17 protein-coding genes and 1 tRNA gene are annotated in these 20,570 nt (G+C 61.1%); 5 read left to right on the plus strand and 13 right to left on the minus strand.

Annotated elements, in window-relative coordinates; genetic code table 11:
- Positions 1-124: 124 nt before the first annotated feature.
- Positions 125-421 carry a hypothetical protein gene (locus V8U06_RS04270; protein WP_226919384.1) on the plus strand — a complete coding sequence of 99 codons (297 nt, stop codon included), beginning with the start codon at positions 125-127 and terminating at the stop codon, positions 419-421.
- A gap of 171 nt (positions 422-592) precedes the next feature.
- On the opposite strand, the gene rpoC is transcribed toward V8U06_RS04270, so the two are convergent.
- The 10 genes from rpoC to tuf all read right to left on the minus strand — a co-directional run bounded on the left by rpoC (position 593) and on the right by tuf (position 14,599).
- Complete coding sequence (rpoC, locus tag V8U06_RS04275; protein ID WP_427139640.1) at positions 593-4,804, minus strand: DNA-directed RNA polymerase subunit beta'; 4,212 nt, start codon at positions 4,802-4,804, stop codon at positions 593-595.
- Positions 4,805-4,961: 157 nt separating this feature from the next.
- Positions 4,962-9,101 carry a DNA-directed RNA polymerase subunit beta gene (gene rpoB / locus V8U06_RS04280; RefSeq protein WP_427139641.1) on the minus strand — a complete coding sequence of 1,380 codons (4,140 nt, stop codon included), beginning with the start codon at positions 9,099-9,101 and terminating at the stop codon, positions 4,962-4,964.
- Positions 9,102-9,353: 252 nt separating this feature from the next.
- Positions 9,354-9,731, minus strand: coding sequence for a 50S ribosomal protein L7/L12 (rplL, locus tag V8U06_RS04285; RefSeq protein WP_226919387.1), 378 nt, complete (start codon positions 9,729-9,731; stop codon positions 9,354-9,356).
- Positions 9,732-9,791: 60 nt separating this feature from the next.
- On the minus strand, positions 9,792-10,310 hold the full coding sequence (gene rplJ, locus V8U06_RS04290; protein ID WP_024270435.1) for a 50S ribosomal protein L10: 519 nt from the start codon (positions 10,308-10,310) through the stop codon (positions 9,792-9,794).
- 338 nt (positions 10,311-10,648) lie between these two features.
- A complete protein-coding gene (gene rplA / locus V8U06_RS04295; RefSeq protein ID WP_427139642.1) occupies positions 10,649-11,341 on the minus strand; it encodes a 50S ribosomal protein L1 in 693 nt (230 codons plus the stop codon).
- 4 nt (positions 11,342-11,345) lie between these two features.
- Positions 11,346-11,777, minus strand: a complete 432-nt coding sequence (gene rplK, locus V8U06_RS04300; protein ID WP_023517311.1) for a 50S ribosomal protein L11 — start codon at positions 11,775-11,777, stop codon at positions 11,346-11,348.
- Positions 11,778-11,977: 200 nt separating this feature from the next.
- A complete protein-coding gene (gene nusG / locus V8U06_RS04305; protein ID WP_119259257.1) occupies positions 11,978-12,508 on the minus strand; it encodes a transcription termination/antitermination protein NusG in 531 nt (176 codons plus the stop codon).
- A 16-nt stretch (positions 12,509-12,524) separates the two neighbouring features.
- Positions 12,525-12,725, minus strand: a complete 201-nt coding sequence (gene secE, locus V8U06_RS04310) for a preprotein translocase subunit SecE (RefSeq protein WP_226919390.1) — start codon at positions 12,723-12,725, stop codon at positions 12,525-12,527.
- A gap of 191 nt (positions 12,726-12,916) precedes the next feature.
- Positions 12,917-12,992, minus strand: a tRNA-Trp gene (locus V8U06_RS04315).
- Between the two features lie 431 nt (positions 12,993-13,423).
- Positions 13,424-14,599, minus strand: coding sequence for an elongation factor Tu (gene tuf, locus V8U06_RS04320; RefSeq protein WP_226881659.1), 1,176 nt, complete (start codon positions 14,597-14,599; stop codon positions 13,424-13,426).
- Between the two features lie 395 nt (positions 14,600-14,994).
- Here tuf and V8U06_RS04325 point away from each other — a divergent pair, with 395 nt between their 5' ends.
- From V8U06_RS04325 to V8U06_RS04335, 3 genes are all read left to right on the plus strand, one after another.
- Complete coding sequence (locus tag V8U06_RS04325) at positions 14,995-15,240, plus strand: hypothetical protein (RefSeq protein WP_226919445.1); 246 nt, start codon at positions 14,995-14,997, stop codon at positions 15,238-15,240.
- Between the two features lie 185 nt (positions 15,241-15,425).
- On the plus strand, positions 15,426-15,656 hold the full coding sequence (locus tag V8U06_RS04330) for a hypothetical protein (protein WP_427139643.1): 231 nt from the start codon (positions 15,426-15,428) through the stop codon (positions 15,654-15,656).
- Positions 15,657-15,698: 42 nt separating this feature from the next.
- A complete protein-coding gene (locus tag V8U06_RS04335; protein WP_427139644.1) occupies positions 15,699-15,941 on the plus strand; it encodes a hypothetical protein in 243 nt (80 codons plus the stop codon).
- A gap of 2 nt (positions 15,942-15,943) precedes the next feature.
- On the opposite strand, the gene V8U06_RS04340 is transcribed toward V8U06_RS04335, so the two are convergent.
- Both V8U06_RS04340 and V8U06_RS04345 read right to left on the minus strand, forming a co-directional pair.
- Positions 15,944-16,072 (minus strand): hypothetical protein, encoded by a 129-nt coding sequence (locus V8U06_RS04340; RefSeq protein WP_427139645.1) that lies wholly within the window; start codon positions 16,070-16,072, stop codon positions 15,944-15,946.
- A 33-nt stretch (positions 16,073-16,105) separates the two neighbouring features.
- A complete protein-coding gene (locus V8U06_RS04345; protein ID WP_427139646.1) occupies positions 16,106-16,279 on the minus strand; it encodes a terminase small subunit in 174 nt (57 codons plus the stop codon).
- Positions 16,280-16,327: 48 nt separating this feature from the next.
- On the opposite strand from V8U06_RS04345, the gene V8U06_RS04350 reads away from it, so the two are divergent.
- Positions 16,328-16,735 (plus strand): hypothetical protein, encoded by a 408-nt coding sequence (locus tag V8U06_RS04350; RefSeq protein ID WP_427139647.1) that lies wholly within the window; start codon positions 16,328-16,330, stop codon positions 16,733-16,735.
- A gap of 730 nt (positions 16,736-17,465) precedes the next feature.
- On the opposite strand, the gene V8U06_RS04355 is transcribed toward V8U06_RS04350, so the two are convergent.
- Positions 17,466-20,564 carry a DEAD/DEAH box helicase gene (locus tag V8U06_RS04355; RefSeq protein WP_427139648.1) on the minus strand — a complete coding sequence of 1,033 codons (3,099 nt, stop codon included), beginning with the start codon at positions 20,562-20,564 and terminating at the stop codon, positions 17,466-17,468.
- Positions 20,565-20,570: the final 6 nt, after the last annotated feature.

The raw sequence follows: 20,570 nt of genomic DNA on the forward strand, positions 1-20,570 counted from the left end.
CGGGCGAATGCATCCACCGATTCCCCAGACTCACCTTTTGCGCCCCGCCCCCGATTTTGCATTTGGGTCCGGCCGCCCTACCCTTTATAGAACTCAGAACACTGACCCGAAAGGAGCCCCCGCCATGGCGTCCAGCGCCGACAACGACAACAATACGCTCGACGAGCCGATGGTCTTCATCATCATCGGCAAGGCCTATGAGCGCGAGGGCGACGAGGGCATCGACATCCACGTCATGCTGCGGGCGCCGGACGACGACAGCGCCGTGCGCGAGGCGCTGAACGCGCTTTCCGAGGAAGGCTTCCTGGAAGCCGACCTCGACCAGATCGGCACGCTGACGGGCGAGCCCGAGGACGAGCCGCACGCCTCCGCCTACAAGGGCGCGCTCGACGGGGAAGTCGCGATCATCCGTTTCGCCTGAGCGCCCTCGCCCGCCCGAAACGACAGAGCCCGAAACAAGAAAGCCGCCCGGATCGCCGGGCGGCTTTTTTCTTGCGCGGGTACAGGGGGCGGCGAACCGCCCTCCCCGTCATCGGCGCAAACGAAAACGCCGGGCTTTTGGCCCGGCGCTCTCCATTCTCGTAACCCAGCCTTATTCGGCTGCGGCGCCCTCGCCGCCGGCGAGGTCCGCCAGCATCGGGGTGGCGACGCCAGCGCCCGTCGACTTGCGGCGCTCGTCGAGGATCATCTCGTCGCGGGCCGTCGCGATGCGGCGGATCTGGGTCATGGTGCCACCGGTACCGGCCGGGATGAGGCGGCCGACGATGACGTTTTCCTTCAGGCCCTGCAGGCCGTCGGTCTTGCCGGCGATCGCAGCTTCCGTGAGGACCTTGGTGGTCTCCTGGAACGAAGCGGCCGAGATGAACGACGGGGTCTGCAGCGACGCCTTGGTGATGCCGAGGAGGACCGGATCGCCGTAAGCCGGCTTCTTGCCTTCCTCGATCAGGGCGTCGTTGACGTCTTCCAGCTCGATACGGTCGACGTTGTCGCCGACGATGTAGGTCGAGTCGCCGGCATCCGTGATCTCGACCTTCTGCAGCATCTGGCGAACGATCACCTCGATGTGCTTGTCGTTGATCACAACGCCCTGCAGTCGGTAGACTTCCTGGATTTCGTTCACGAGGTAGGAAGCGAGTGCTTCCACGCCCTTGATCGCCAGGATGTCGTGCGGCGCGGGGTTGCCGTCGAGGATGTAGTCACCCTTTTCGATGTAGTCGCCGTCCTGAAGGTGGAAGGGCTTGCCCTTCGGGATCAGGTACTCGACCGGCTCGACACCGTCTTCCGCCGGCTCGATCATCACGCGACGCTTGTTCTTGTAGTCGCGGCCGAAGCGGACGGTACCATCGATCTCAGCGATGATGGCGTGGTCCTTCGGACGACGGGCTTCGAACAGTTCGGCAACGCGCGGCAGACCACCGGTGATGTCCTTGGTCTTGGCGCTTTCCAGCGGCGAGCGGGCAAGAACGTCACCCTGGGAGACCTTCTGACCGGGTTCGACCGAAAGGATCGCGTCGACCGAGAGCATGAAGCGGGCTTCACCACCGCGGGACAGCTTGGCGACGGCGCCATTCTTGTCCTTGATGACGATGGCCGGCTTCAGGTCCGTACCACGCGGCGTCGAGCGCCAGTCGATGACCGAACGCTTGGTGATGCCGGTGGATTCGTCGGTGATTTCGAGAACCGAGATACCGTCGACCACGTCCTCGAAGTGAACCGTACCTTCCACTTCCGTCATCATCGGACGGGTGTAGGGGTCCCACTCGGCGAAACGCTGGCCGCGCTTCACCTTGTCGCCGTCATCAACGAAGATCTTCGAACCGTAGGCAACGCGCTGCGAGGAACGTTCCACGCCGCGCTCGTCGAGGATGGTGATCGCCATGTTGCGGCCCATCGCGACGAGTGCGCCATCGGAATTGCGCAGCATGTTGCGGTTCTTGATCTGCACCGTGCCTTCATACGAGGCTTCCAGGAACGACTGGTCGACCACGGTCGCCGTGCCGCCAAGGTGGAAGGTACGCATGGTGAGCTGGGTGCCCGGCTCGCCGATCGACTGTGCCGCGATGACGCCGACGGCTTCGCCCATGTTGACGGGCGTGCCGCGTGCAAGGTCGCGACCGTAGCAGACGCCGCAGACGCCGGTCTGGATTTCGCAGGTCAGCGCCGAGCGGATGCGGATCGACTGGATGCCAGCCTTCTCGATCGCGACGACGTCGGCCTCGAGGATCATCCTGCCGGCATCGACGATGCGCTCGCCGGTGATCGGATGATCGATATCGTCCAGAGCCGTACGGCCGAGAACCCGGGTGCCGATCGAAGCCACGACCTGGCCGGCGTCGACGATCGCCGTCATCGTGAGGCCCTTGTCGGTGCCGCAGTCGACATGCGTGACGATGCAATCCTGCGCGACGTCGACGAGACGGCGGGTCAGGTAACCGGAGTTCGCGGTCTTCAAGGCGGTGTCTGCCAGACCCTTACGGGCGCCGTGCGTCGAGTTGAAGTACTCGTTCACGGTCAGGCCTTCCTTGAAGTTCGAGATGATCGGCGTTTCGATGATCTCGCCCGACGGCTTGGCCATGAGGCCGCGCATGCCGCCCAGCTGACGCATCTGGTTCGGAGAACCGCGGGCGCCGGAGTGCGACATCATGTAGATCGAGTTCATCGGCTTCTGGCGGCCGGTCTCGGGGTCGAATTCGACGGCCTTGATGCGCGCCATCATCTCTTCCGCGACCTTTTCGGTGGCCTTGCCCCAGGCGTCGACGACCTTGTTGTACTTCTCGCCCTGGGTGATCAGGCCGTCGTTGTACTGCTGCTCGTATTCCTTGACGAGGTTTTCGGTGTCACCGACGATCTTCGCCTTGGTGTCCGGAATGACCATGTCGTCCTTGCCGAACGAAATGCCGGCGCGGCAGGCGTGGCTGAAGCCGAGCTGCATGATGCGGTCGCAGAAGATGACCGTGTCCTTCTGGCCGCAGTGACGGTAGACCGTGTCGATCATCTTGGAGATGTTCTTCTTGGTCATTTCCTGGTTGCAGATGTCGAACGGGATGTTGCCGTTCTTCGGCAGCAGCTCGCCGATGATCATGCGGCCGGGCGTCGTTTCGAAGATCTTGGTGTAGGGCTTGCCTTCACCGTCGACCGACTTGTAGCGGCCACGGATCTTCGCGTGCAGCGTGACGACCTTGTTTTCGAGCGCATGGTGCAGTTCGCCCATGTCGGAGAAGGCCATGCCTTCGCCCGGCTCGTTCTGGTTCAGGATCGACAAGTAGTAGAGGCCGAGAACCATGTCCTGCGAGGGAACGATGATCGGTGCGCCGTTCGCCGGGTGCAGAATGTTGTTCGTCGACATCATGAGCACGCGCGCTTCAAGCTGGGCTTCCAGCGAGAGCGGGACGTGAACAGCCATCTGGTCGCCGTCGAAGTCGGCGTTGAAGGCCGTGCAGACGAGCGGGTGCAGCTGGATGGCCTTGCCTTCGACCAGGATCGGTTCGAAGGCCTGGATGCCCAGGCGGTGCAGCGTCGGCGCGCGGTTCAGGAGAACCGGATGCTCGCGGATGACCTCGTCGAGGATATCCCAGACTTCCGGCTTTTCCTTTTCGACCAGCTTCTTGGCCTGCTTGACGGTCGAGGAGAAACCCTTGGCGTCGAGGCGGGCGTAGATGAACGGCTTGAACAGTTCGAGCGCCATCTTCTTCGGCAGGCCGCACTGGTGCAGCTTGAGTTCCGGACCCGTCACGATGACCGAACGGCCGGAATAGTCGACGCGCTTGCCGAGCAGGTTCTGGCGGAAGCGGCCCTGCTTGCCCTTGAGCATGTCGGACAGCGACTTCAGCGGACGCTTGTTGGCGCCGGTGATGACGCGGCCGCGGCGGCCGTTGTCGAACAGGGCGTCAACCGATTCCTGAAGCATGCGCTTCTCGTTACGGATGATGATGCCCGGTGCGCGCAGCTCGATGAGGCGCTTCAGACGGTTGTTGCGGTTGATGACGCGGCGATAGAGATCGTTGAGGTCGGACGTCGCGAAACGGCCGCCGTCGAGCGGAACGAGCGGACGCAGGTCCGGCGGGATCACCGGAACGACCTTCATGATCATCCATTCCGGACGGTTGCCGGATTCCATGAAGTTCTCGACGATCTTCAGGCGCTTCATCAGCTTCTTCTGCTTCAGATCCGACGTGGTGTCGGCCAGATCCGAACGCAGATCGCCGGCGATCCGCTCGAGGTTCATCGAGGCGAGCATCTCGTAGATGGCCTCGGCGCCGATCATCGCCGTGAACTGGTCTTCACCATATTCATCGACGGCGATCATGTATTCTTCTTCGGAAAGAAGCTGGTTTTCCTTGAGCGCGGTCAAGCCCGGCTCGGTCACGATGTAGTTCTCGAAATAGAGAACGCGCTCGACATCCTTCAAGGTCATGTCGAGAAGCGTGGCGATGCGCGAGGGCAGCGACTTCAGGAACCAGATATGGGCAACGGGCGCGGCGAGCTCGATATGGCCCATGCGCTCGCGGCGAACGCGCGACAGCGTGACTTCGACGCCGCACTTTTCGCAGATGATGCCCTTGTACTTCATGCGCTTGTACTTGCCGCACAGGCACTCGTAGTCCTTGATCGGCCCGAAGATGCGCGCGCAGAAGAGACCGTCGCGTTCCGGCTTGAACGTACGGTAGTTGATGGTTTCCGGCTTCTTGATCTCGCCATACGACCAGGAAAGGATCTTTTCCGGAGACGCGATCGAGATGCGGATGGAGTCGAACGTCTGCGCAGGCACCTGCGGGTTGAAAAGGTTCATGACCTCTTGGTTCATGCCTATCTCCTTCGTGGGCCAGTGGCCCTCTGCTTAGCAGTCAATTGCGGCGATACCCGGGTGCCGCAAGACTGCCTGAAACGGATGAGCCGCCCCTGCCCGACCGGGCCGAGGCGGAAACGGTGCGCGCCGTTCCGGCGCGCACCTGATCAGGCGCTTATTCCGCCGCGTCGGGAAGCTGGCCGGCTTCCGCAGCGGGGTCGACCTTGGAGTTCTCGAGCTCGACCGACAGACCGAGCGAGCGCATTTCCTTGACGAGAACGTTGAAGCTCTCCGGAATGCCCGCTTCGAACGTGTCGTCGCCACGCACGATCGCCTCGTACACCTTGGTGCGGCCCGCGACGTCGTCCGACTTCACGGTCAGCATTTCCTGCAGCGTGTAGGCGGCGCCGTAGGCTTCGAGCGCCCAGACCTCCATTTCCCCGAAGCGCTGGCCGCCGAACTGCGCCTTGCCGCCCAGCGGCTGCTGGGTAACGAGCGAGTACGGGCCGATCGAACGGGCGTGGATCTTGTCGTCCACGAGGTGGTTCAGCTTGATCATGTACATGTAGCCGACGGTGACCTTGCGGTCGAAGGGCTCGCCCGTACGGCCGTCGTAGAGAACCGACTGACCGGAAGAGTCGAGACCTGCGCGCTCCAGCATGCCGGCGACGTCGGGCTCATGAGCGCCGTCGAAGACCGGGGTTGCGATGGAGACGCCCTTGCGGGACTGCTCGGCAAGCTTGACCAGGGCGTCGTCGTCGAAGTGAGCGACTTCGTCCTTGGCTTCGCTTTCGTAGACTTCCGTCAGCTCGCGCTTCAGGTCCGCGATGTCCATGGTCTTGCGATACTCGTCGAGCAGCTCGCCGATCTTCTTGCCCATGCCGGCGCAAGCCCATGCGAGGTGCGTTTCGAGGATCTGGCCGACGTTCATGCGCGAGGGCACGCCCAGCGGGTTCAAGCAGATGTCGACATGCGTGCCGTCTTCGAGGAACGGCATGTCCTCGATCGGCAGGATGCGCGAGACGACGCCCTTGTTGCCGTGACGGCCGGCCATCTTGTCGCCCGGCTGGATCTTGCGCTTCACAGCGACGAAGACCTTGACCATCTTCATGACGCCCGGGGGCATTTCGTCGCCGCGCTGGACCTTCTCGACCTTGTCCATGAAGCGCTGTTCAAGGCGCGACTTGGATTCGTCGTACTGGCCGCGGAGGGCTTCGATCTCGCCCTGAACCTTCTCGTCCTCGACGGCGAACATCCACCACTGCGAGCGGGGATATTCGGAGACGACGGCGTTGGAAAGCTCGGTGCCCTTCTTGAAGGACTTCGGGCCGGCGACGGCGACGTGGCCACGCAGCATGTCGATCAGACGGCCGTAGACGTTACGGTCGAGGATCGCCTGCTCGTCGTCACGGTCCTTGGCCAGACGCTCGATCTCTTCACGCTCGATCGCCATCGCGCGTTCGTCCTTCTCCACGCCGTGGCGGTTGAAGACGCGAACTTCGACGACCGTGCCGAAGGTGCCGGGCGGCATGCGCATGGAAGTGTCGCGAACGTCGGAAGCCTTCTCACCGAAGATGGCGCGCAGGAGCTTTTCTTCCGGCGTCATCGGGCTTTCGCCCTTCGGGGTGATCTTGCCGACCAGGATGTCGCCCGGCTGAACCTCTGCACCGATATAGACGATACCGGCTTCGTCGAGGTTCTTCAGCGCTTCTTCCGAAACGTTCGGAATGTCGCGCGTGATTTCTTCCGGGCCCAGCTTGGTGTCGCGGGCCATGACTTCGAATTCCTCGATGTGGATCGAGGTGAACACGTCGTCGGAGACGATGCGTTCGGACATCAGGATCGAGTCTTCGTAGTTGTAGCCGTTCCACGGCATGAACGCGACGAGCGCGTTGCGGCCGAGCGCGAGGTCGCCGAGGTCGGTCGACGGACCGTCCGCGATGATGTCGCCCTTGTTCAGAACGTCGCCGACGGTGACCAGCGGGCGCTGGTTGACGCAGGTGTTCTGGTTGGAACGCTGGAACTTCTGCAGACGGTAGATATCGACGCCCGACTTCGACGGATCGAGGTCTTCGGTGGCGCGGATAACGATACGGGTCGCGTCGACCTGGTCGACGACACCGCCGCGGCGGGCCGCGATGGCGGCGCCCGAGTCACGGGCGACGACCGGCTCCATGCCGGTGCCGACGAACGGGGCTTCCGCCCGCAGGAGCGGCACGGCCTGACGCTGCATGTTCGAGCCCATGAGCGCGCGGTTCGCGTCGTCGTTCTCGAGGAACGGGATGAGCGCGGCCGCGACCGAAACGAGCTGCTTCGGCGAAACGTCCATGAGGTTGATCTGGTCGCGCGGGGCGAGCATGACTTCGCCGGCGTGACGGCAGACGACAAACTCTTCCGAGAACGAGTTGTCGGCTTCGAGCACCGAGTTGGCCTGGGCGACGTGGTACTTGGCCTCTTCCATGGCGGAGAGGTAGACCACTTCGTTCGTGACCTTGCCGTCGACGATCTTGCGGTACGGGCTTTCGATGAAGCCGTACTTGTTGACGCGGGCGAAGGTGGCGAGCGAGTTGATCAGACCGATGTTCGGGCCTTCCGGCGTTTCGATCGGGCAGATACGGCCGTAGTGGGTCGGGTGAACGTCGCGCACTTCGAAGCCGGCGCGCTCGCGGGTCAGACCACCCGGGCCAAGAGCCGACAGACGGCGCTTGTGGGTGATTTCCGACAGCGGGTTCACCTGGTCCATGAACTGCGAGAGCTGCGAGGAACCGAAGAATTCGCGAACGGCGGCAGCCGCCGGCTTCGCGTTGATCAGGTCCTGCGGCATGACCGTGTCGATCTCGATCGAGGACATGCGTTCCTTGATCGCGCGCTCCATGCGCAGCAGGCCGAGACGGTACTGGTTCTCCATCAGCTCGCCGACCGAACGGACACGACGGTTGCCGAGGTTGTCGATGTCGTCGATCTCGCCCTTGCCGTCGCGCAGCTCGACCAGCATCTTCACGACGGCAAGGATATCGTCCTTGCGCAGCGTGCGGACCGTGTCGGCAACGTCGAGGTCGAGGCGCATGTTCATCTTCACGCGGCCGACGGCGGAGAGGTCGTAACGCTCCGCATCGAAGAACAGCGTGTTGAACATGGCTTCGGCCGATTCCATCGTCGGCGGTTCACCCGGACGCATGACGCGGTAGATGTCGAACAGAGCGTCCTGGCGGTTCTCGTTCTTGTCTGCCGACAGCGTGTTGCGGATGTAGGCGCCGACATTGATGTGGTCGATGTCGAGAACCGGGATTTCGTCGAAACCGGCCGACAGGATGACCGGAAGGGTCTTCTCGTCGATTTCGTCGCCGGCTTCCAGATAGATCTCGCCCGTGCCGTAGTTGACGACGTCTTCGGCGAGGTAGTTGCCGTAGAGGTCCTCGTCGGTCGCCTTGAGGGCCTTGAGGCCCTTTTCGGAGAGCTGGCGGAGCAGACGCGGGGTCAGCTTCTTGCCGATCTCCACGACGACTTCACCCGTGTCGGCGTCGATCATATCCGCGACGGCCTTCTGGCCTTTCAGCGCGTCGGGATTGAAGGGTACGCGCCAGCCGGCGCCGTCGCGCTGATAGAGCGACTTCGTGTAGAAGGTCGAGAGGATCTCTTCGCCGTCCATGCCGAGGGCCATGAGCAGCGAGGTCGCCGGGATCTTGCGGCGGCGGTCGATGCGCGCATGCACGATGTCCTTGGCGTCGAACTCGATGTCGAGCCAGGAACCGCGATACGGGATCACGCGGGCCGCGAAGAGCAGCTTGCCGGAAGAATGGCTCTTGCCCTTGTCGTGGTCGAAGAACACGCCCGGCGAACGGTGCATCTGGGAAACGATGACGCGCTCGGTGCCGTTGACGATGAAGGTACCGTTGTCCGTCATGAGCGGCATGTCGCCCATGTAGACGTTCTGTTCCTTGATGTCCTTGATCGACTTGGCGCCCGTATCCTCGTCAATATCGAACACGATGAGGCGCAGCGTCACCTTGAGCGGCGCTGCGTAGGTGAGGTCGCGCTGGCGGCATTCCTCGACGTCGAACTTCGGCTGTTCGAATTCGTAGGAAACGAATTCGAGCATGGAAGCGCCGGAGAAGTCCGTGATCGGGAAAACCGACTTGAAAACGGCCTGAAGGCCCTCGTCCGGACGACCGCCGGCGGGCTCTTCAACCATCAGGAATTGATCGTAAGAAGCCTTCTGAACCTCGATGAGGTTCGGCATTTCTGCGACTTCGGGAATTTTACCAAAAAACTTGCGTACGCGCCTACGACCGTTAAACGAAAGGGTCTGAGCCATCGTCGCTCCTTCAAATTTGCATCCGGGCCTGCAACAGACGGGGTTCGCTGGCCAGTCGATCCCGTCGACCAATGGGTTGGTTCAAACTCGTCTTGCTGCCGGTCGACGGGCCGGATTGCCCAATCTTGCGGTGAAGACCATCCTCTTGAAGAACCCATTACCCAAAAGCCGTTTTTGCGGCTTTTGGGTAATCAGTTCAGCGGAAAGGAGCGATGGGAGAGGGTCGAAACCCTCTCCCACCGTATTCCGATATTACTTGACGTCGACCTTAGCGCCGGCTTCTTCAAGCTTCTTCTTGAGGTCAGCGGCTTCAGCCTTGGAAACGCCTTCCTTGACAGCCTTCGGAGCGCCTTCGACGAGGTCCTTGGCTTCCTTGAGGCCGAGGCCGGTGATGGCGCGGACTTCCTTGATGACGTTGATCTTGTTGGCGCCGGCGTCGGCGAGGATCACGTCGAATTCAGTCTTTTCTTCTTCGACAGCAGCCGGAGCAGCGCCGCCGCCAGCAGCAGCAACAGCTACGGGAGCTGCAGCCGAAACGCCCCACTTCTCTTCGAGAAGCTTGGAAAGCTCAGCAGCTTCCAGGACGGTCAGGGCCGAGAGGTCTTCAACGATCTTTGCGAGATCAGCCATTTTCGTATTTCCTTTTGTTCGGTTCGAACTGGTGTGTTTGATTTACAGCGAAAAACCGCCTTACGCGGCTTCGTCCTTCTTGGCGTAGGCTGCGAACACGCGGGCAAGCTGGCTTGCCGGTGCTGCAACGACCGTGGCGACGCGCGTTGCCGGGGCTGCAATGAGGCCCAGGAGCTTTGCACGCAGCTCGTCGAGCGAAGGCAGGGTCGCAAGCGACTTGACTGCTTCTGCGTCGAGCGTGGTCGCACCCATGGCGCCACCGAGAACAACGAGCTTGTCGTTGGTCTTGGCGAAATCCATGGCTACCTTAGGAGCGATCATCGGATCATTTGCGTATGCAATGAGCGTCTGACCCTGGAAGAGATCAGACATCCCTTCCGACTCCGTACCCTGAAGGGCAATTTTGGCCAGGCGGTTCTTCGCGACTTTGACGGTACCGCCAGCTGCACGCATCTTCGTACGAAGATCGTTCATCTGTGCAACGGTGATGCCGGCATAGCGTGCCACGACTACCGAACCGGAAGCCTTGAAGACTTCGTTCAGTTCAGTGACGAATTCGCGTTTTTCCGCTCTTTCCACTGCCTATCTCCAGTAGACAGGGCCATGACTTGTCACGGACCCTGCCGGGTTTGCCTTTGCCGCTAGAGATCATCTCAAAAAGCTGATCCCGAGCGACGCTCGAGGATCCTGTCCCCCCGCGCTCGGCCAGAGGCCGCGACACAGGCAAGGTAGGTTCGAACCGAATTCCGCGTCATCCGACGCTGAGTGAAATTCAGGTCTCACCCGTCTCATGCAGGCAAAGTGATTAAGGTCTAACCACCTGCAATCTCGGACAGGAGTTCCGGACTTCTCCGGAAATTCCCGGCCAGACCGGCCGGGAATTCTTTTGCGGTGCGGCCGAAGCCGGACCGAAATTTTTAGGCGACGGTCGCCGGGTCGATCTTCACGCCCGGGCCCATCGTGGACGAGATGGCAACGCGCTTGACGTAGTTGCCCTTGGCGCCCGTCGGCTTCGCCTTGATGACGGCGTCGGCGAATGCCTTGATGTTCTCTTCCAGAGCCTTGGCGTCGAAGGAAGCCTTGCCGATGCCGGCGTGGATGATACCAGCCTTCTCGACGCGGAACTCGACAGCACCGCCCTTGGATGCCTTGACGGCGCCTGCAACGTCCATGGTGACGGTGCCGACCTTCGGGTTCGGCATCATGCCGCGCGGGCCGAGAACCTTACCGAGACGGCCGACGAGCGGCATCATGTCCGGGGTGGCGATGCAGCGATCGAAGTCGATCTTGCCGCCCTGGACGATTTCGACGAGCTCTTCGGCGCCAACGATGTCTGCGCCGGCAGCCTTGGCTTCGTCAGCCTTGGCGCCACGGGCGAAGACGGCGACGCGAACGTCGCGGCCGGTGCCGTTCGGCAGGTTGACGACGCCGCGGACCATCTGGTCTGCGTGACGCGGGTCAACGCCGAGGTTCATGGCGATCTCGACGGTTTCGTCGAACTTGGCGACGGCACGCTCCTTGACGAGAGCGATTGCGTCCGTCAGGGCGACGAGCTTGGTCGGGTCGATGCCTTCACGGATCTTCTGGATGCGCTTTGCGATCTTGGCCATGGAATTAACCTACCACTTCCAGGCCCATGGCGCGGGCGGAGCCCTCGACCATTGCCATTGCGCCTTCGATATCGGCGGCGTTGAGATCCTTCATCTTGGCTTCGGCGATCGACTTGATCTGAGCCTTGGTGAGCTTGCCGACCGTCGCGCCCTTGCCCGGGGTCTTCGAGCCGGACGTGATCTTGGCTTCCTTCTTGAGGAAGTAGGTCACCGGCGGCTGCTTCATCACGAAGGTGAAGGACTTGTCCTGGTAGTAGGTGATGACGACCGGAATCGGCATACCCTTTTCCATTTCCTGCGTAGCCGCGTTGAACGACTTGCAGAATTCCATGATGTTAATGCCACGCTGACCAAGCGCCGGGCCGATCGGCGGGGACGGGTTTGCCGATCCTGCCTTGACCTGAAGCTTGAGCTGGCCTGCAACTTTCTTAGCCATTTCTCTCTGCCTTTCAGAATGCGGCCGGTTGCCCGGCCCATGATGCCGATCCTTCGACCGGCGGCTGCGGTTGCGTGGTGCGGTTTCGGCGCCCGGCTAGAGGCCGCCTTCCCTTCCACGCGAGCGGCGGAAACTTCCGCCACCAACCCTCGAGGAGGATTGGATTTCAGATGGACAGCGCCCGGGGGCGGCTGCCGAAATCAGATTTTCTCGACCTGGGCGTATTCCAGCTCGACCGGGGTGGCGCGACCGAAGATCGACACTTCCACCTTGAGGCGCGAACGCTCCTCGTCGACGTCCTGAACGATGCCGTTGAACGAGGCGAACGGACCGTCGGAAACGCGAACCTGCTCGCCGATCTCGAAGGAGACCGAGGGCTTCGGACGATCGACGCCGTCCTGAACCTGCGACAGGATGCGCTCAGCCTCGGAGTCCGGGATCGGAACCGGCTTGTTGTCGGAACCGAGGAAGCCCGTGACCTTGGGCGTGTTCTTGATGAGGTGATACGCCTCGTCCGTCAGGTTCGCCCGCACCAGCACGTAGCCGGGGAAGAACTTGCGCTCCGAATCGACCTTGCGGCCGCGACGCACCTCGACGACCTTTTCGGTCGGCACGAGAATCTTTTCAAAGAGATGGTCGAGACCCTTCTGACGGGCCTTGTTCTCGATGTCCTCGGCGACCTTCTTCTCGAAATTCGAATAGGCGTGGACGATGTACCAACGGGAAGCCATGTTCATCTCCAAGCGGTCAGGCGGCAGCGCCGAGGACGAGGCCAACCAGCCAACCCATCAGCTGGTCCGCAGCGAAGAAGAACACCGCAGCCAGGAAGACCATGACGAACACCATGACGGTCGAGATCATCGTCTCGCGCCGCGAAGGCCAAGTCACTTTTGCCGTTTCGGAGCGTACCTGCTGCAGAAACGCAATCGGATTCGTTTTCGATGCCATTGAATGTCCACGCCATTACGGCGCGTAAAGCTGAATTATCAGCCCCACGCACCGCGTGTCTGTTTTGCCCTACATAAAGCCCGATTCCCTTTTTCACAAGAGGCAACCGGACTTTTAACGAATTATGACGGCTTGCGCCGTCCCGCCATCCCATACCGTCGCTGCAAGTGGTCCGCGCTGGCCGGCGAAGATGGCAGGGGCAGAGGGGCTCGAACCCCCGACCTGCGGTTTTGGAGACCGCCGCTCTACCAACTGAGCTATACCCCTAATCGCCTGCCGCATCCGAACCAAAGCGTCCGTCACCGGCAAGGCATGGCGTCTTTACGGCGCGCGGGCGGACTTGGCAAGGGTGAAAAGTGCATTTCTTACAACAAATCAGCGCCGGATCGCGGGAAGCCGCCCTGCCCTGCCTCACGGGTCCCGTGCCTTCGACGCCCTTCCGTCAAAGGCGCGCGCACCGGCCTTGCGATCCGGCCCGAAAGCGTGACCGCTCCGGCTGGAAACCTCCCGTTTCGCCCCTCGCCCGGCCTGCCGCTTGCGATCGCCATGCGGGCGCGGCGCACCCTTTTGCCTGTCGCGGGCGCCCTGACACCCACGTCCCTCTCCCGGGATCGCGAGGTCCGGGTGATTCCCGCCCCGGAAACGCAAAAGCCCCGCGGTTTCCCGCGGGGCCTTGTCTTCAGGTCGTTGACCCGAAATTATTCGACGATGGAGGCAACGATGCCTGCGCCGACGGTACGGCCGCCTTCGCGGATAGCGAAGCGCAGCTTTTCTTCCATCGCGATCGGAACGATCAGCTCGACGTCAACCGTGACGTTGTCGCCCGGCATAACCATTTCCGTGCCTTCCGGAAGCGTTACGATGCCCGTAACGTCCGTCGTGCGGAAGTAGAACTGCGGACGGTAGTTCGTGAAGAACGGCGTATGACGGCCGCCTTCTTCCTTCGTCAGGATGTAGGCTTCTGCCTTGAACTTCTTGTGCGGCTTGACCGAACCCGGCTTGCACAGGATCTGGCCACGCTCGACGCCGTCACGGTTCACACCGCGCAGCAGCGCACCGATGTTGTCGCCGGCCTGGCCCTGGTCGAGCAGCTTGCGGAACATTTCAACGCCCGTGCAGGTCGTCTTCGTCGTCGGACGGATGCCGACGATTTCGATTTCTTCACCGACCTTCACGATACCGCGCTCAACGCGACCCGTAACAACCGTACCGCGGCCCGAGATCGAGAACACGTCTTCGATCGGCATCAGGAACGGCTGGTCGATCGGACGCTCCGGCGTCGGGATGTACGCGTCGACTTCTTCCATCAGCTTGCGGATGGCGTTCTCGCCGATTTCCTTGTTCGAGTCTTCGAGAGCGGCAAGAGCCGAACCCTTGACGATCGGAATGTCGTCGCCCGGGAAGTCGTAGGACGACAGAAGTTCGCGAACTTCAAGCTCAACGAGCTCGAGAAGTTCGGCGTCGTCAACCTGGTCGACCTTGTTGAGGAACACGACGATGGCCGGAACGCCAACCTGACGGGCGAGCAGGATGTGCTCGCGGGTCTGCGGCATCGGGCCGTCGGCAGCCGAGCAAACCAGGATCGCGCCGTCCATCTGGGCAGCACCGGTGATCATGTTCTTGACGTAGTCGGCGTGGCCGGGGCAGTCAACGTGGGCGTAGTGACGGTTCGCCGTCTCGTATTCGACGTGCGCCGTCGAGATGGTGATGCCGCGGGCCTTTTCTTCCGGAGCGGCGTCGATCTGGTCGTACGCCTTGAACTCGCCGAAGTACTTCGTGATCGCTGCCGTCAGCGACGTCTTGCCATGGTCAACGTGGCCGATCGTGCCGATGTTTACGTGAGGCTTGTTGCGCTCAAACTTACCTTTTGCCATGTTATCTTTCCTACTGAACGAAAGTTGGGCTAACCGGCCCTTCCGGTTTGGCAGGCGTTTAAGGCTTTCGCAACGAATGCGCAAGCCTTAAATGCACAACGAAATCCGCCGGAAACGAGCTGAGGCAAGCCAGATTGACCATAGATCGGCACGCGGAATCGTATTTTCAAGGCAACGCTTTAGCACCGGGCGCTGATTCTTTCGACGAGACGATGACGGGCTGCGGAGCGGCGGCCTGAAGCGCGGCAGGATCCGCCGGACCCGGCCGGTTTTCCCGGCGTTCCGCCCCTGAAATCCCGGCCCTTCGCCGCATGCACCTCGGAAGACCAGAGGCCCGGCGGTCAGGCCGGAGGTCACGCCTGGACTTTACAGGCCGCCCCATCCACCATGGCCCCATGGCGCACTATCACGTTGGCACTTGCCCCTGCTGCCGGAACGGACGGCTGTTTCTCTTCCGCGAGGCCGATACCGGCGATGTCTACGGACATTGTGAAGAATGCGAGCAAGGCTTTCGAAGCCCGCAGGAAATCGAAGCGAACGGCGGATTCCTGACGCTCCTCAATCCATCCGACGCCGACTGGGCGACAGACGCGGAGATCGGTCGCAGCGTCTGGGCGAACTACACGCTGTTCCCGGCATAGAGACGCCGGAACGCGGCCCTGCCCGGCGACCTCCCGAGGCAGCGGGACCATGGCGGATGCAGGACCGCGCCTGCCGTCTTTCCTTTTGCCGGCGCGCGGGCCATGCTCTCGTGCCGTGCGCTTTCGAGGACTGGCAGGAGGCCCCCGGAATTGCGCCGTCAAAATTGTAACAGGGCAGCGCCGCAGTGATCTGGAATCTGTTCAAACCACGCAAATCCCGATCGGCGCCGCAGCAAGCACACCCCGCCCCTGCGGCCTCGGCGCCGCCAGCCGATCAGCCCGAGGATCCGCACCGGTTCACGCCCGACCTTTTGACCGCCGCGAAAGCCGGTGACGCCGACGCGCAATACCGCCTGGGAATGGCTTTTTACGAAGGCGTCGGCATCGAACGCCATTCGATCCGGGCCTTCAACTGATGGCTGAACGCGGCGACGCACGAACACGGCCGGGCGCAAGCCATGGTGGCCTTTGCCTTCGAGGTCGGGGCCGGCGTCAAGCCGAACCTGCTGGAAGCCGCCTACTGGGCCATGCTCAGCGAGCACAATGGCAACGAAACGGGCGCAGCCCTGCTGCCGATCATCCTGCGCAGACTGAGTCAGGATCAACACCGTGCCGTCCTCGATATGTACCGCAAGGGGCGGACGCATGAAGAGCTGATCGCGCTTTATCCCGCCGATCCTCGCCCCGGAAGAATCATATAGCGTCAGGGCTTCGGATGATCGGGGGCGATGATTCCGGAACCATCGGGAAGCACGGGTGCGAGCACCTGAAGGTCTTTGATCGGACCGGCGCGCATGTAGTCGCGCATGTTCGAGAAGCCGAACCAGCTCATCGACGGATGCGATCCCTGGTGGTTTCAAACCGTTCAGCGACTTTGATTGCCGGCCGACCAGCTCTTCCTGCGCCAAGGCATCCAACAACAGCGGCCGCCTTGTTGCGACCCAGCACTGTATCCGGCGCTGATTGCCGCTTGCGTTGCATTGAGGCCGATCCGATACCCAGAGACGAACCGATTCCGCTTTTCACCCAATGCGGGCATTTTATAACCTGGTAGCCCGCTTTGAAAAACGGCGGACGCCGACAACGGATGATCATGCCCTCATACAAGTCACCAGACGAAAAAATCCTCGACTTCTGGCAGCCAGCGGTCATCGTCGGATGCGTTGTCATCTTCGGGGGCATGGTGATGGGTTTGAAAGCCTGGCGGGTGAACAATTTTGCCCATTCAGTCGCAACGGTGACCGAGGTTAGGGATGTGAAAGTGCGTATCGACAAGCACGACTGGGTCACCGATCTGGTTTTCGAACCAAGGTACGAGACGATCACCATGGGAGAGATTCAATTCACGCGAACCCACAAGGGGAAGAGCTACGACTGCACCTGGTGGGTGGAGCTCGGCTCGCCTTCCGACAAGTTCGAGGTCGGCGACAGGCTGGACGTCGTTCCTGCGACCGGGACATGTCAAAGGGTCGATATCGTCGGTCGAATACCGTGACCTCTCTCTTCGCCTTTGCTTTCGCCAGTGCTTGGACCACGCTCTCATGCCGCGCAATCGGATCGCTGGAGCCGCGCGGGATCTGACGACTCACATCACACCAAAGACGTCCCGACGCGACGGCCTCGAGGCAAGCAGGAATCGCGGAGGCCCATGCGGGAAAGCACGCGTGACGGGATGTAAGACGGCAATCTATAGGGGAGCGACTTGTGGAGCGGGTAGCGTGCTTCGTTGGAGGCGATGATGGGCTCCAAACTTATAGAATATGATTGTTTTCGTTAGAGAAAATTAGAAGCCCCCAACTCCAAGTAGCGCAGATTGTGGCACATGCTGTGGCACACCCTTCCTTCCTAAGATTAGCCCGTGCTGCTCTGCTCTAAGATGCATTTAGAATGCACTCTGCACCAGTCTCTTTCAAGCGATCAGCCCGCCATAAGTTCAGACGACGTCTCCTTTCCTTCGAAGGTGAAGGCTGGCCATATACATCTATCCACTACGCTTCTTGCCGTTGGCAATGACCCTGTCGTCGACCTCATCTCCGCCGGCCCCGCTTAGCCGCGCACCCCATAGAGACTCCCCTTACCTACCCAGATTAGACCAAACCATCCCCGGTGCTCGGTTCCGGTCGATCGCATCTCTCGATCTTTCTGACCGCTCAATCAACCGAGGAACGTCTGTGACTAGCCCCTTTGCGCACATGCATATGCTTCACGAAAGTCTTCCACTTTCATCAATTAAAGGCGTAGGAGCCATCGGCTTCTCGCGGCGGCAACTCCAGCTCGTCGCGAGCAAACATGGCCGCCATGGTCTTGCCAAGAGGGTCAGCCTCCATGCCTAACCGCTCGGACGCCATGCCCTTCTGAAGGCCAGCAACGTCGTCATCGACGTCCCCCATCGGCCAAAGCGCCGAACTGGCGAGCCGACGCTTGCGCATCATCAAGCTCTGGAGGAGGCAGTCAAAAGACTGCTCCCGATAGCCTTCGTGAATGGCCATGGGCAAATGCACTGTAACAGGCCGCGACTGACCAATCCGGTGTACGCGATCGTTGCACTGTTCCTCAACTGCCGGATTCCACCATCGAGACAAGTGGATGACGTGGGTCGCCGCCGTTAGCGTCAGCCCGGTGCCCGCTGCCTTCGGACCGAGGACTAGAAGGTCGAATCCCTGGTCGTCATCCAGATGGCGCTGGAAACGGTTCACAATTGCCTGACGTTGAGGAATGGGCGTGTCGCCGTTGATGAGGTCAACTCGCGGCAAACCCAACTCACTGCGAACCAATTCGATAAAGCGATACTGCATCTGCCGGTGCTCGATGAAGACAAGGGCGCGCTCATTATTCGCTTTAATGCGCTTCAGGATATCCATGGCAGCCTGTAGCCGCGCAGACGCTACGACGAACTCATCGTTACTTGCTTTGATTTCCAGCGCCGGATGGACGGAAACGCTGCGAATGTGATGAAGCATCTTGAGCTGCGCACCCATGCCGCCTCGCGCAAGCTTCAGTCGGGCATCGTCATACGCCAAGGCCTGAACATCCGGCATCAGGCGGGGATGAATACGACGGGATTTGGCGGGCAGATCGGTTGTGACCGTTTCCTTCAGGCGGCGGACAGCAAGAGGCGGCGTGCCGCCACGGGGCAGAAAAACCCTGCCGTGCAGCTCGGCCATGTTGTCTTCCTCTGGCTTCGCATAGCGTTGACGGAAATCTTTGAGGCTGTCGAGCGATCCCGGTGCCAGTTGGTCCATGATTGCCCAGAGGTCAACAGTGGCATTCTCGATAGGAGTACCGGTGAGGCCAATTCGAAAATCAGCATTGATCGAACGGGCAGCAACTGCGCGGAGGCTGACAGGGTTTTTCAAGGCCTGGATTTCGTCAAAGACAACGGCGGAGAAGGGTATGCGAGCCAGCGAATGCTGATAGTTCGTCAGCGTCGTATAGGTGGTGAGAAGCCAGTAGCGATGCGCCCGCCCCTCTGCCACGGCTTCATGCAGCGCGCCCAAGTCAAGCTTGGCCTCCCCATCGTCCGTGTCCTTTCCCTTCGCTCCCGTCAGCTTGCGTCCACCGATACTCGACCCATAGAGGCGGATCAGATGACCCAGCCCAGGCTCGTGCATGTGTCGGGCGACTTCCTGCTCCCAATTTTCGAGAAGGGATGTTGGCGCAACAACGAGAACAGGCCCCCGGCTCTGGGCTTGAGGACGAGCAATCACTTCCTTGAGCCAGGCCAGGAAAGAGATGGTTTGGAGAGTTTTGCCGAGGCCCTGCTCGTCGGCATTGAGGACGCCTGGCAATCCGGCCCGCCACGCGCCAACCTGCCAGCAAAAACTCTCCTTCTGATGCCCTTTCAACGGTGTTCGAATGCCCTCGGGTAGAGTGTTCGGCAACTCGGACATGCGCGGCCTGAGCTTAGCGAGCCATTTGAGATCGTCGTAGTTCACTTCGGTATCGAGAACGAATGGGCCTACCTTTTCTGGTTTTGCCTCATCCTCGCCACCGTCGTCAGCGTCTCCCGACACCATCCGCTCGTCGATGAGCTGCAGCATTTCCGGTCGAGCGGGGACTACCAAATCTTCGAAATCGACGGTCGGCCTTCCAGCTTCAATTGCTTCCTGGACGCGCTCGCGCAGGGTGTGCAGCTCGGCAGTACCCTGCCTGTCGAGGATTTCGGTCAGGCGCGCGCTGAAGTCCTCCGGCAGCCAGCTTGTCCCGCTATCCTCGAACTCGCCGAGAACCGGCTTTTCATACTTGACAACGCCGGTAACCCGTTCGGAAAATTCCCGGGTTTCAACAAGTACGGGACCAACCGCTGCCTCTATGGCTTCCTGCTCGGCCTGGGGCGACAAACCATCCAATTGCCCGGAAGAACGGAGCTGCGCCTCCATTGCTTCCGTTACTCGTGGCAAGGGATTGCGGATGAAGGCGCGCCGCTCCTCGGGTGCTGCCTTCTGCATTTCAGCCATCACGGCAAGGGCCGGTGACGCTGACTGTTCTACCACCACGTAACGACCAGGAGATAATCGATAAGCGGGCAGGGCCCCCCTTCCCCTCACCAATGTCTGAAATCGCTGCAGGTCTAGTCCCTGTACCTCGCTCATGGACTCGGAAACCTCAGCGGCTTCAGAAGCGCTACCATGCAGCTCCAAGGTATCACCAGAGAACGGCACCACGTCGAAGTCCGCCTCCCCTTTTGGCGAGAGTGAGAAGCGGTCGACGAGACGCACCTCCAGACCGCTCAGAAAATCTGTCATCGAGATACGCGACGCCTCGTCCGAGGCTCCGCTGACGGCACCAGGATCAAGTGCCTTGCGGAAACGTCCTAGCGCCTCCCAATCGGCGGCGTCGTTTCCATCCGGCCGGTAGGCGTCGGCGATGGCGATGGCGTCCATCATCCACATAGGAATTCGTCGCAAACCGTTGGCGGTCTCCAGAATGGCTCCAGTTCGACGTGGCATTTGCCGTTGGCCATTGCGCGACCATTCGTACCTAAGACGGAAACCTGACGAACCGACTATTCCCTCCGCATCGGTCTTCAGCGTCATCTCTACCAAAGGTGGCAGACCGAGTACTGCGCCCGCTTCACCGGTGACCGACGCAGCGATGCGATGGGACATGACGATGCGATCAGAATCAATCGAAAGGTGTTCCCCGAGCGTATCCGCTGCCGCCCGTAGATCGGCAATAGCATAGGCCAGTGAACGTTCGTCAGGACTAAGGTTCTGAAGATCAGATTTGACACTGCGGCGCACCAACCGGTGCAGTAGACCCGCGCGCTCGTTCTTTGCGGACAGAGTGATTGCATCTGGAGAGAAAGAAGCTTCCAAGTTCATTTTTTC

This window comes from Shinella sp. G-2, assembly GCF_050172695.1.
Lineage (GTDB): Bacteria > Pseudomonadota > Alphaproteobacteria > Rhizobiales > Rhizobiaceae > Shinella.

Excerpts from the sequence above, each read along its gene's own strand:
- rpoB (WP_427139641.1), bottom strand. The coding sequence starts at position 9,101 with ATGGCTCAGACCCTTTCGTTTAACGGTCGTAGGCGCGTACGCAAGTTT.
- rplL (WP_226919387.1), bottom strand. The coding sequence starts at position 9,731 with ATGGCTGATCTCGCAAAGATCGTTGAAGACCTCTCGGCCCTGACCGTC.
- V8U06_RS04350 (WP_427139647.1), top strand. The coding sequence starts at position 16,328 with ATGATCATGCCCTCATACAAGTCACCAGACGAAAAAATCCTCGACTTC.
- tuf (WP_226881659.1), bottom strand. The coding sequence starts at position 14,599 with ATGGCAAAAGGTAAGTTTGAGCGCAACAAGCCTCACGTAAACATCGGC.
- V8U06_RS04335 (WP_427139644.1), top strand. The coding sequence starts at position 15,699 with ATGGTGGCCTTTGCCTTCGAGGTCGGGGCCGGCGTCAAGCCGAACCTG.
- rplK (WP_023517311.1), bottom strand. The coding sequence starts at position 11,777 with ATGGCTAAGAAAGTTGCAGGCCAGCTCAAGCTTCAGGTCAAGGCAGGA.
- secE (WP_226919390.1), bottom strand. The coding sequence starts at position 12,725 with ATGGCATCGAAAACGAATCCGATTGCGTTTCTGCAGCAGGTACGCTCC.
- rplA (WP_427139642.1), bottom strand. The coding sequence starts at position 11,341 with ATGGCCAAGATCGCAAAGCGCATCCAGAAGATCCGTGAAGGCATCGAC.
- V8U06_RS04345 (WP_427139646.1), bottom strand. The coding sequence starts at position 16,279 with ATGCCCGCATTGGGTGAAAAGCGGAATCGGTTCGTCTCTGGGTATCGG.
- V8U06_RS04355 (WP_427139648.1), bottom strand. The coding sequence starts at position 20,564 with ATGAACTTGGAAGCTTCTTTCTCTCCAGATGCAATCACTCTGTCCGCA.
- V8U06_RS04340 (WP_427139645.1), bottom strand. The coding sequence starts at position 16,072 with ATGAGCTGGTTCGGCTTCTCGAACATGCGCGACTACATGCGCGCCGGT.
- rpoC (WP_427139640.1), bottom strand. The coding sequence starts at position 4,804 with ATGAACCAAGAGGTCATGAACCTTTTCAACCCGCAGGTGCCTGCGCAG.
- nusG (WP_119259257.1), bottom strand. The coding sequence starts at position 12,508 with ATGGCTTCCCGTTGGTACATCGTCCACGCCTATTCGAATTTCGAGAAG.
- V8U06_RS04270 (WP_226919384.1), top strand. The coding sequence starts at position 125 with ATGGCGTCCAGCGCCGACAACGACAACAATACGCTCGACGAGCCGATG.
- V8U06_RS04325 (WP_226919445.1), top strand. The coding sequence starts at position 14,995 with ATGGCGCACTATCACGTTGGCACTTGCCCCTGCTGCCGGAACGGACGG.